This is a genomic window from Frankia tisae (assembly GCF_025403405.1).
GTDB classification, from domain to species: domain Bacteria; phylum Actinomycetota; class Actinomycetes; order Frankiales; family Frankiaceae; genus Frankia; species Frankia tisai.
In genome coordinates, this window is the sequence record NZ_JANEZT010000241.1 from 1 (window position 1) to 10,500 (window position 10,500).

Here is a 10,500-nt window from a genome sequence, read left to right on the forward strand (position 1 = left end):
CACCCGCCCCACCCATTTTCTGATCATGCTTCTGACCTGGGCGAATGCGGTTCGCGATCTATCGCTTTGAGATCCAGCACCATGGAATGGTGCTGGTCAGGGCGTCGACAGCTGGTTCGAGCCCCGGCTGGACGGCCATGTTGCAGCCATGCGAACCGCCCCCGCCTGGACAAGGCTCATCTCATCCTGGCAGGTAGGGCTGCGGCTTTGTTGGCCGACATGCCGGCCAGGACAAGACAGCTCGGCCGCCGGACGCGCGAACCGTCACCTGCCCCAGATCGGCGACGGTTACCGACCCTTGCGCGACGCTACTGGTCGTTGGCGTTAGGTCAGGCGGTACTCCCGATCGCCGAAGTCTGCGACGATGCGGAGCTTGCCGCCGAGGGCACTGACGTATGCACGCAGGGTAGAGAGGGTGACGCTGTCGAGTTCGCCCCGTTCGAGGGCGGAGACGCGCGGCTGGGAGACTCCCATCGCGGCGGCGAGGTCGGACTGGGTGCGGTCCTGCTCGGCACGGACCTGGGCGAGATGCCACGCCCGGATGTGATCTTCGGTGACCTCACGTGCCCGAGTCATGTCGGCGTCGTTGAGGTCAAGTTCAGCGAGTAGTTCGCTGGTGTCCTCGTAGGTGTGCCAGCCGGCGGCGGTTCGTCTGCTCATCGTCGATCAACCTCCTCTTCCAGCGCTACCAGATGTTCGACGTAGCGTGCCTCGGCGAGCGGGATCGCCACCTCGTACCACCCCCGCCAGTTGCCGGACTTGTCTCCGGCGACCAGGAGCACCATCTGTCGGACGGTGTCGAACAGGAACAGAATTCTGATCTCGGTCTCGCCGGTGCTGGCTGGACGCAACTCCTTCAGATGGTGCAGCTTGCTTCCCTTGATCCGGTCGACGAGCGGGCGGCCCTCGTCTGGGCCGCGGCCGCCGACGACGTGCTGGATCGCCCGACCGACCAGCGCCGCGCTCACGCGATCGGTCTTGCGTAGCTCGTGCAGCCACTCCCGTACGTCGGGGTGCACCACCAGCGTCCACCGGGCCATGCCGCAGCATAACAAATTCGTTATGAGCGCACCCGCTTTCGCCGGTGAACCTTCCCTGGTCGCAGGACTCGCGGCCCTTAAGCATATTAGGATTCACCCTAGGGAGGTTAGGAAGCTCGTGTCCCGTGAGAGGCTCACTCCGGATGCCCTGGTGTCCGCAGCCGCCGACCTGGCCGACGAGATCGGCTTCGACCATCTGACGCTGTCGGCGCTTGCCAAGCGCTTCGGCGTCCGCGACGCCAGCCTTTACACCCACATCCGGGGGCTCGCCGACCTGCGGGAGCGCGTGGCGATGCTCGCGCTCGGCGAATGGGCCGACACGCTCGGCGCAGCCATCGCCGGACGATCCGGCCACACCGCCCTCAGCGCCTTCGCCGACGCCTACCGGACCCTGGCCACCGGCCATCCCGGCCGCTACGCCGCCACCCGGCACCCGGTCTCGCCCGAGCGACTCGCCGAATCGGGCAGCACCGCACGCATCGTCGACGTCTGCTACGCGCTCCTGCGCGGCTACGACCTGTCCGAACCGGACGCCACCGACGCCGTCCGGCTGCTACGCAGCACCCTGCACGGCTTCAGCGACCTGGAGGCCACCGGCGGCTTCACCGCCGACCACAGCCTCGAAACCTCGTGGCGGCGAGCGGTCGAGACCCTCCACCACACCCTGACCAACTGGTCGAAGATCTAGACGGGAGAAGACCATCCCTACCGCGACGCTCACCGTCAACGGCACCACCATCGACTACGACCAGCGCGGCGACGACGGCCCACCGCTGCTGCTCATGCCCGGCGGCGCCGGCCACGCCGGTGTCCTCGACCGCCTCGCCGCACATCTGACCGGCCACTACCGCGTCGTCGCGATGTCCAGCCGCGTCGCGTCAGCGACGCGAGCCGACACCATCGAGGAGGAACAGCACCCGAAGGTCCACGCCGAGGACACCCTCGCCCTGATCGAGAAGCTCTTCGACGAGCCACCGACCGTGTTCGCCTTCAGCTCCGGCGCCATCACCACACTCGAACTTCTGGCCCGCCACCCCGAGCACGTCCGGCTCGCGGTCGTCCACGAGCCACCGGTGACCGTCCTCCTACCGGACGTCACGCGCCATCGGATCGCGTTCGAAGCGGTCCGGGCGGCCGCGCGGACCGACGGCCCGGCCGCGGCGGCACGGTTCATGACCGCCGCCATGACGATTCCCGGCACCGACGCCAGCCCCGCAAAGCTGCACCACCCCGGCGACTGGCTCGACGGCTACGCCGACACGCAGCCCGAACCCCCGACCCCAGAACTGCTGGAGCTGTTCACCCGCCTCGCCGACCTCCAGCCGCTGTTCCTCGAGCACATCCTGGTCCCCTTCACCACCCACGAAATCGACCTGACCGCACTCGACGCGGCGTCTCCACGCCTCGTCTCCGTCGCCGGCATCGACTCCCGCGGCCAACTACCGTACCGGGCCGCCGCGGCACTCGCCACCCGGCTCGGCCAACCCCTGACCGAACTTCCCGGAGGTCACCTCGGCCCCGTCGAGCGGCCGGCACAGTTCGCTCACGCATTGAGGGCACTGCTCGAGGAGCACTGAGGGTGATGTCAGGAGGGTGGGTTTGGAGCGGGGATGAGCGAGGCCCGGAGCCTGGAAACACTGTCCCAGGCCCCGGGCCTCCAGATCCGTCAACGCGACCACGACACCGACGATCACTGCGATCAGACGGGTAGAAGTGTCCGAAACAGTCAGGCCTACGGAACATTGGTTCGATCCAGTAGATGATGTTCCGGTAGGCGGGGTCCCCTCGCATCGTCCCTGGTTAGAGCCCGTGTGGCGACCGGGCGGATGGTGATTTCAGGGCCAGCAACTAAGATCAACCGGTTCGGATGCTGGTACACATGGTCCACCACCTCTGACCAGGCCGTTTGCGGCGGCCCGGCCGAGGATCACCCGGCCGCCCACCGGCTGGCGCACCCACATTGGCGCGATCTCCCACAGCCGGGCGAACCGCGCCTCCGGATTCAGCCCCATCCGACGCCGACGGGCCACCCCGACCTCACCCTGCAACAGCCAGAACAGCACCGCGCCCAGCAGAAGCGCCACGGTGATCGGCATCGCGGTGGCGACCCAGTACGCCGTCGGCCCCGGTAGCAGAAACGCCTGGTCCTCGGGCCAGGCCAGCGCCGGATCCCCCGGATGCAGGGCGAGAAGCGGCACCGCCACCAACGCCGAACCCAGCCCGACCGACATCGGCTCATGCCCACCGAACAGCAACGCCGCGATCTGCGCGCCCACCCACACCCCACCTGCCAGCGGCATCATCGCGACGAGGAGCAGCAGCACCTTGGGATTCACCAGAAGCCCGCCAGCCGGCTCACTTGGATTGATCATGCCGACCTGCGCCCGGACACGGCCACGGCAGGCGCCGCAGGCCCGGCGGTGCCCTCCGCAGGGGCCTGGCGGGGCATGGGCAGGATCGCGGCTTGCAGCGCACGGACGGCCGCGTCCCGGCGCAGACGCACCCCGCGATCGCTGATCCCCACCCGCGCGGCGACCTGCGCCTGACTACGCCCGACGATCGCCAGCTCAGCCAGCAACCGCAGATGCGCCGGCCGGACACCGCCGTCACGGCCGTCGGCCAGCACCGCGAGCAGCTCCGCGCACGACCCACCCCGCGGCCATCCACCGGCCGGCCGCCCGTCCAACCCCACCGGAACCTCCGGCAGGAGATCCAGGTAGACCGTGGACCGCTCCGTCAACGGCCGATACCCGAACACCCGATAGACCGCATCACGCACCACGTTCACAGCGATCTTCCGGGGACGCTGGTCCACCTATCGCGTGTCCGTGGAACGGGCAGCACCTCAATAGGCGACGCCTTGCTTGCCCCGGCCGTAGACCTCCACATCGCTGGAGTCCAGATCGATCGTCGGCCGGCCCCGGACCAGCTCCGAACGGCGCTGGCCGGGCAGCCGAGCCAGCCAACGATCGGCCAGTACCCCGACCGTCGCCTCGATCTCGGGGGTGCGCGCCGGGTCGAATCGGCCTGCCAGCCTCGCCGCGGTCCACGACGGCGCGAACGGCACCGCCGCCAACACCCCACCCGCGGCGTCGAGACACAGCCGGTCCAACCCCGACCGCGTCGCCTGCCCAGCCAGCTGCGCCGTGGCCATCCCGACCAGCAGCTGCCCACCGGCCAGTCCCCGCGCCCGCTGCTTGACCGGACCCATCCGCTCGTCGAACGCCTCGACCACCCCAAGCCGCTCAACCAGCTCGGTGACCGCGGCCAACCCCGCCATCCCCGTCAGCGACTGGTCCACCGGCCCGACCCGCACCCGCGGGGCCCGTTTCGCGGGCGTCTTCGATCTGCGTAGTCGGTTCACCCGGCGGGTGCCTCTCGTCAGGGTCCATCCCCCAATATCAGCCACTACTGGCGAATCTAGGTCAGAGTTGAGAGCCGCCTCCATCCACGGCGATCTCGGCGCCGGTGGTGTAGGTGGCCTCAAACGCGAGGAACGCAACTGCCCTGGCGACCTCGTCGGGGTCGCCGAAACGCTGCATGGGGTTGTCCGCGGTCATCTGTGCCTTGGTCTGCTCGGCAGCCTCCTTCGGCAGCGACCTGTCCAGGATGCCGGTGTCGATGGGACCGGGACTGACCGCGTTCACGCGGATCTTCCGCGGGAGCAGCTCGCGGGCGAGACTACGGGTCATGGAGCGCAGGGCCGCCTTGCTGGCCGCGTAGGCACTGATCCCCGGCAGGCCGAGGACGTTCGCGACCGAGGTGGTGAGCACGACACTGCCACCCGAACTCAGCAGCGGGGCGAGCTTCTGCACGGTGAAGTAGGGACCCTTGACGTTAATCGTGAACAGCTCGTCGTACACGTCCACGGACATCGACTCAAAGGGTACGAACCGGGTGACGCCGGCGTTCACGAACAGGGCGTCGAGCGTGCCGAACTCGGCCTTTGCGCGGTCGGCAAGATCGTCTATGTCGGAAAGTGAAGCCGTATCGCTTCGGACGGCCACGGCATTTTCTCCGAGCTGCTCGCGGGCGAATTCGAGAGTGGCCTGGGCGCGCCCGGTGATCAGAACACGCGCCCCGTTTTCCACCAGCAGCTTCGCCGTCGCGAGACCGAGGCCGCTGCTACCGCCCGTGATCACGATGTTCTTGTCGTCGTACTTTCCCATAGTGGCCGTCCTCAGGTGTTTCTCGATAACTCGGGGCTGGTTCTCTTCGCGGCGTACTTCGGCGCCGGAGTGGATGGTTTCGAGTCAAGAACAAAACAAGGCGACAGTCCAAGACCTGTCCCGTACGTCGTCATGCGCCTGGCGCATGACGGGTAGGCTCGCCATGTGCCCGACGCTGCCCTGCCCCCCGCAGGGTCCGATCTCGACCTGGACCTGCGGTTGGTGCGGTACTTCACGGTCGTGGCGGAGCACCTGAACTTCGGCCGGGCAGCCACCGCGCTGCACCTCGCGCAACCGTCACTCAGTCGGCAGATCCGGCGCTTGGAGGACCAGTTGGGCGTGCGCCTGCTTGACCGCACCCCACAGGGCAGCCGGCTCACCGAGGCGGGCCGCGCGTTCCTGCCGCAGGCGCAGGCGCTTCTCCACGCGGCTCACCAGGCGGCGCTCACCGCACGCGCTGCCTCACCTGCCCGTGCGATCGCGATCGGGTATGTCGAGGACCTGATCGTCACCCCGGCGGTGCGGGAGCTGCTTCGCCGCAACCCTGACGCTCAGGTCCGTACCCGCCATCTGAGCTGGAAGGACACCCACGCTCTCCCGGAGCGGCGGGTGGACGCGCTCGTCGCCCGCCTGCCACTCCCGTTCGCGACAGACCATCTGCGCGTGACCGTCCTCTACGACGAGCCGCGGGTACTCGTCATACCGGTTTCCCACCGCCTGGCAGGCATGGAGTCTGTTACCCTCGACGACCTCGCCGACGAGGAGTTCGTCGCCTGCACCAGCACCGCCGCGATCTGGGGCGTGCCCCGGTCCCGTGAAGCACGCCCCGACGGCCGCCCGGCACCGGCCGGTCCCGGCGTCGACGACAGCTTCGAGGACAAGCTCGAACTTGTCGCTGGCGGCCACTCCATCGCCATCCTGCCCGCCGGCGACCGACGCAGCACTCTACGCGGCGACCTCGCCATCATTCCCATTACGGGCATCGACCCGTGCCAGATCGTGCTTGCCACCCGCTCCAATGAGCATAATCCTCTGGTCGCCGCCTTCCGTGAATGCGCTCAAATCCACCTCAAGGGCAGTATCGGGCGCCGTCCACGCCTGGGAGTAAGGCTTTGAGGTCGCATGTGGGAGTGGAGCGAGGTCGGCCGTCATGGCGGACCATCCACAGGTCGCCCTTTCGGGACTCGGGCTCGGCATACTGAGGGGATAGAACGCGCTTCGCCGTGTGGCCGTTGATGCGCAGTCGGCGCGGTCCGTCCCGGCTTCCGGTCGGGTCCCGCCGACGATCGGCCGGGCTGTCGACGACGGCCGATCTAACGTGTTCGTGGAGATCGAGCGCGTTCACGGTCGTCCAGCCCGAGCCAGCCCGAGCCAGGCCGCGAGGTCGAGCCGGCGCGAGGCGGCCGGAGTCGACGAGGGCGTGGATCTCGGCGATCCGGGCGTCGCCCCTGGTCGGAACCCGCATGGCAACCGGACGGACGGCAATTTCGGGGCCTGCTACCAAGATTAATTGGTTCGCATACTGGTACACGCGGTCCACCACGCTCCGTAGCGGGCTATCTGACCTGCAAAATCTATCGTCGGACGCGCCCGGCCGCCATCGGGTTACCTCGCCGGCCGGCCATCGTCGCGGCCAGACGATGGGGCGGTCATGGGCCGATCAGTGCCAGCGGGACAGCGGCGATCTCGTCGCGCCGACGGTACGCGCGCTCGCCCGCGTAGAGGACGACGGCGTCGATCAGGTCATTCCCGATCCGGTCGCGAAGCCATCGGAGATGCCTGACGTCGTCGTCCTCGACGCGGTCAGCTAGTTTGACCTCGATGCCCAGCACCCGGCCGTCCGCACGCTGGACGATCAGATCCACTTCATGGTCGTTGTTACGGGTGCGCAGGTGGCCCACTCGGGCTTCGGTCGCCTCGGCGTAGGTGTGCATGCTCAGCGCGGCAAGATGCTCGAAAAGCGCTCCGAGGATCGTGCCTTCCGACAGGCCCGCGCTGCCCTGTTCGGCGCGCAGGAGCGCGGAGCCATCGAGCCCGAGCAGCCGGGCGGCCAGGGCGGGGTCTGCCAGGTGGTGTTTGGAGGACTGGGCGAGCCGGTCGAAGTGGTTGCGACCTGGGATCCAAGGTGCTGTTGTGTCCAGCAGCCACAAGGACGACAACGCGTCGCGATAAGCGAGCGTGGTCTCCTTCGCCGGCTTGTTCGCCAGCCCGCCGGTGGCTGCGTCCAGAATCTTCGAATAGGCCGTCGTCGTCGAGGTCGCCGCGGCATAGGCGGACAGCCAGGTCCGTAGGACGGCCGGCCGGCGGACTGGGTAGCCCTGCTCGGGGAACTCCCGCTGCACGACATTGTCCAGGTACGCGTCCAGCTCCGCCCGGCGTACGCGTGGTGGCAGACCGCGGATGGCGGGGAAGCCTGACGCGGTGATCTCCTCGACGTAGTCCGTCAGCCGGAGCTTGGTGGTTCCGCTGATGTCGCGGTTCCCGTTGAGGAGTGCGGCCAGGCTCACCGTCGGTGTCTCGAGGCCGCGCTCCGCGACGCTCAGAGGACGCATCCGCATCGGGACGATCCGCCCTGCGCCCGAGTGGACCACGGCGCCCCGGGGAGCCGAACTGCCGGCGATGATGAAATGGCCAGCCGGCGAGCCGGCGTCGACCGCGCGCCGCACGTGGTCCCAGACCTCGGGCAGCCTCTGCCACTCGTCCACCAGGACCGGGCCTGGCAAGCTGGTCAGTATCGAGGGGTCCGCCGAGACAATCTCACGTTGGCCTGCCAGGCTGAGATCAATGACCGATGCAGCACGCTGCATCGCAGTGGCGGTCTTGCCAACCCCCTTCGGGCCATGGATCGACAGGGCGCGAAGGTGCGGCTGGATCTCGTCCAGCGTGTCGTCGATGATGCGGCGTCGATAGTCGACCACCCAGCTACTCTACCAATCGCAGCATGTCTAGTCTTCCAATCGCATGGATGGCAGCCTTCCATGCGCCGATACCCGCTGGCGGAGGTGGGCATGACAGGCGCCGCCCTGAGCCGCGCGGTCGTGGCTGTCCCTGGCGATAACGGGGATGTGACCGTCGGCGCACGAGTCTCCGGTCGCCACCCGCCCAGCAGTCGGCTCGTAGCTGCTCGGCGCCGCGGGAGTTGGCTTCTGGGCGACCTCGGCGAGCAGGGGCCGGGTACATCCGAGCCGGCAGGTGCCAGATCCCCACCACCGCCAGCACCGCCCCGGCCGCGGCGGTGGCGGCGACCACCCACATCCATCGTCGACCATCTCGTCGACCCGCGCTCCCGGCTTCAGGCACGGCCAAGGCCCACCCGTTCCCTCGATGCGACGGCTGGACAAGTCTCGGTGACCGGCGGATCTCGTGAGACCGATCCGGAGAAGGTGGATATGAAGCGTGACGCTGGACCGTGGTTGAAGGGGGGCGGATTCAAGCGGTCATAGCGACGCATGCTTCGCCAGCAAATCATTGAAGACTTCAACCGGCTTCGCTCAGCCCAACGCCTGCCGCAGCCTTCCGTTCAGCTGTTCGACCACCTTATCAAGCTCGTCCTGAGTACGCAACGACAGGTCGGTGCCCTTCGGGAAATACTGGCGCAGCAGCCCATTCGTGTTCTCGTTCGACCCCCGCTGTCATGGCGAATGCGGATCGCAGAAATATTCCCCCGACGGCGAAGACCGTTAGGCATGAGATCATACCGCCACTTACCGACTGAGATCGTGGCGGGTAGTTGGCGCAGGCGGGAGGCCTGGTGCACCCCGATCGGCGAGACCGCCAGGCCTCGCCCGATCAGCACGGCGATCAGCTGGCAACGCCCGCATGACCGCCATTGGCACCTGGTCTCGGACCCCGAATAAATTCAGCACCGAAAGTCGCCGTCGCAACCAGTCGATCCAGAAGCCCTGGCATTGTACGAACCGGCTCTCTACCCATAGCTGAGACGCTGTGGTCGTGTCGCCGACCGCCCTACCCGGTCTGGTGAGGTCTTTCAAAACGGACCAATGGCCGGCGTCGATGGCCGCAAAGGGGGAGGTCCCGCCCGAAGGGAGGCAGGCCCACCCACCCGGTCCGTCACCTACCGTCTCGAATTCCACTTCCTCGACTCTCGACTTCCGATGACCAACCATCCCCCGAACCTTCAGGGGATCACGTAGCTTACGAACATTGGGCTCTGAAGTGTGAGCGCAGGTGACCGCGAAACGAGTTGGGTTCCCGGCCGCTCGCCAAGCTGCCCGAGAAACAGCGCTTGCATTATCTCGATCCCAGATGGCCACCAGCCGACCTGCTTTGCTTACAAAAGCGCCGATCGCCGCCCCGCCGAGCACGATGCTGTTCTGCCTGCCCGTGCGACCCTTCCCTGCCGGGCACGGGGTCGATGCGTCCGCCCCGCGCCCAGCGAGCAGTCAGTGTTCCTTCGCTTGCCCGACCTCAACCGGTTCCACGGTCGTGCCTGCGGGCAGGATGCGGAGAAGCTCGTCGATCCCGCCGTGCGATCCGTGGGCCTGCCTCATCGCGTAGATCCGCGCACCCGGCAAGCGACGGGACCTGAGCCGTAGTAGCGCAAGATCCTGCTCGCCCTCGACAATGACGTCGGCCGGTCGATCACCCACTGTGCGGCGCGCTAGTAGCTGTTCGACCAACAGCCCAGCGTAGGAGAGGGCGGTGAGCACGGTCCACGCCACGGGCTGTCGCCACCTCGGGGACGTAGCTTCCACAGGTGGTCGGCGTCCACGACGGCACTGGTGTGTGGGAACGGAAGATCCGTACCGCGTTCTCGCAGCTTGTCGAGGGCGTTGTCGATCGCCGTGCGCTCGTTGGCGGGGAGCTTGGCCAACTCGTCGACTGCACCAGGGTGGACCACGACCTCCCAGAACATGCAACCATGATAACGATCACGTTATTGCCGTTGCGCCGGGACCTCAACCCCTGCCAGCACGGTCAGTGTCGTGAGGCCGCCCACGCGCCCGCCCGGCCGCGTGGTTCGGAGGCAGTCATCACGCGGCTGGGGGTGCCCCCGCTGCGCGGGCTTCGGCTCGGCCTCGACCGCTGGTGGACAGCCTCCGCGCCGAACGCAGCACCTCCGCCGGCCCGCCGTTCACAGCGAGTTGCCGGCTGCCGAGCAAGAGGGCGACGACCGACAGACCGGCTGCGGGCGCGACGAGCGCGGAACCTGTCAACCTGTTCGAGACAAGGTCTTGTAGAAATTACTGAGGGGATGGTTCCGTCGGGGTGTCTGGTTGGGTCGGGACCTGCGCGGGTTGGTTGATCCAGGCGGGTGCCGGTGATGGCGG

Annotated in this window: 11 protein-coding genes and 1 pseudogene; 3 read left to right on the forward strand and 9 right to left on the reverse strand. The window is 67.7% G+C overall.

Translation table 11 applies throughout. From position 1 onward, the window contains the following. Positions 1-324: 324 nt before the first annotated feature. The gene (locus NBZ85_RS20845) at positions 325-660 is read right to left on the reverse strand and encodes an XRE family transcriptional regulator (protein WP_261558622.1); all 336 of its coding nucleotides are present in this window, start codon (positions 658-660) and stop codon (positions 325-327) included. Then, positions 657-1,040 (reverse strand): type II toxin-antitoxin system RelE/ParE family toxin, encoded by a 384-nt coding sequence (locus NBZ85_RS20850; RefSeq protein ID WP_261562443.1) that lies wholly within the window; start codon positions 1,038-1,040, stop codon positions 657-659. The genes NBZ85_RS20845 and NBZ85_RS20850 overlap by 4 nt, the downstream gene beginning before the upstream one ends. Before the next feature lie 118 nt (positions 1,041-1,158). Here NBZ85_RS20850 and NBZ85_RS20855 point away from each other — a divergent pair, with 118 nt between their 5' ends. Then, positions 1,159-1,728, forward strand: a complete 570-nt coding sequence (locus NBZ85_RS20855) for a TetR/AcrR family transcriptional regulator (RefSeq protein WP_261558618.1) — start codon at positions 1,159-1,161, stop codon at positions 1,726-1,728. An 88-nt stretch (positions 1,729-1,816) separates the two neighbouring features. Then, positions 1,817-2,617: an alpha/beta fold hydrolase gene (locus NBZ85_RS20860; RefSeq protein ID WP_261558623.1), complete on the forward strand. Its 801-nt coding sequence runs from the start codon at positions 1,817-1,819 to the stop codon at positions 2,615-2,617. 258 nt (positions 2,618-2,875) lie between these two features. Here NBZ85_RS20860 and NBZ85_RS20865 read toward each other — a convergent pair whose 3' ends face one another. The 4 genes from NBZ85_RS20865 to NBZ85_RS20880 all read right to left on the reverse strand — a co-directional run bounded on the left by NBZ85_RS20865 (position 2,876) and on the right by NBZ85_RS20880 (position 5,209). Next, positions 2,876-3,412 (reverse strand): hypothetical protein, encoded by a 537-nt coding sequence (locus tag NBZ85_RS20865; protein ID WP_261562444.1) that lies wholly within the window; start codon positions 3,410-3,412, stop codon positions 2,876-2,878. Further along, positions 3,409-3,855, reverse strand: coding sequence for a hypothetical protein (locus tag NBZ85_RS20870; RefSeq protein ID WP_261562445.1), 447 nt, complete (start codon positions 3,853-3,855; stop codon positions 3,409-3,411). Before NBZ85_RS20870 ends, NBZ85_RS20865 begins: the two co-directional genes overlap by 4 nt. A gap of 30 nt (positions 3,856-3,885) precedes the next feature. Further along, entirely contained in the window at positions 3,886-4,341 is a 456-nt protein-coding gene (locus NBZ85_RS20875; RefSeq protein WP_261558612.1) for a hypothetical protein, read from the reverse strand. A gap of 124 nt (positions 4,342-4,465) precedes the next feature. After that, positions 4,466-5,209: a glucose 1-dehydrogenase gene (locus NBZ85_RS20880; RefSeq protein ID WP_261558611.1), complete on the reverse strand. Its 744-nt coding sequence runs from the start codon at positions 5,207-5,209 to the stop codon at positions 4,466-4,468. Positions 5,210-5,374: 165 nt separating this feature from the next. On the opposite strand from NBZ85_RS20880, the gene NBZ85_RS20885 reads away from it, so the two are divergent. Next, a complete protein-coding gene (locus tag NBZ85_RS20885; protein ID WP_261558608.1) occupies positions 5,375-6,325 on the forward strand; it encodes a LysR family transcriptional regulator in 951 nt (316 codons plus the stop codon). Positions 6,326-6,858: 533 nt separating this feature from the next. Here the strand turns inward: NBZ85_RS20885 and NBZ85_RS20890 are convergent. The 3 genes and pseudogenes from NBZ85_RS20890 to NBZ85_RS20900 form a co-directional block, all read right to left on the reverse strand. Then, positions 6,859-8,127 carry an ATP-binding protein gene (locus NBZ85_RS20890; RefSeq protein WP_261558606.1) on the reverse strand — a complete coding sequence of 423 codons (1,269 nt, stop codon included), beginning with the start codon at positions 8,125-8,127 and terminating at the stop codon, positions 6,859-6,861. Between the two features lie 573 nt (positions 8,128-8,700). Continuing rightward, positions 8,701-8,868, reverse strand: a pseudogene (locus NBZ85_RS20895) (transposase); the annotation flags it as partial. 962 nt (positions 8,869-9,830) lie between these two features. Beyond that, on the reverse strand, positions 9,831-10,085 hold the full coding sequence (locus tag NBZ85_RS20900; protein WP_261558604.1) for a type II toxin-antitoxin system RelE/ParE family toxin: 255 nt from the start codon (positions 10,083-10,085) through the stop codon (positions 9,831-9,833). Positions 10,086-10,500: the final 415 nt, after the last annotated feature.

Bases quoted from the DNA above. Each gene is read 5' to 3' on its own strand.
- NBZ85_RS20850 (WP_261562443.1), bottom strand. From the start codon at position 1,040: ATGGCCCGGTGGACGCTGGTGGTGCACCCCGACGTACGGGAGTGGCTG.
- NBZ85_RS20900 (WP_261558604.1), bottom strand. From the start codon at position 10,085: ATGTTCTGGGAGGTCGTGGTCCACCCTGGTGCAGTCGACGAGTTGGCC.
- NBZ85_RS20865 (WP_261562444.1), bottom strand. From the start codon at position 3,412: ATGATCAATCCAAGTGAGCCGGCTGGCGGGCTTCTGGTGAATCCCAAG.
- NBZ85_RS20880 (WP_261558611.1), bottom strand. From the start codon at position 5,209: ATGGGAAAGTACGACGACAAGAACATCGTGATCACGGGCGGTAGCAGC.
- NBZ85_RS20845 (WP_261558622.1), bottom strand. From the start codon at position 660: ATGAGCAGACGAACCGCCGCCGGCTGGCACACCTACGAGGACACCAGC.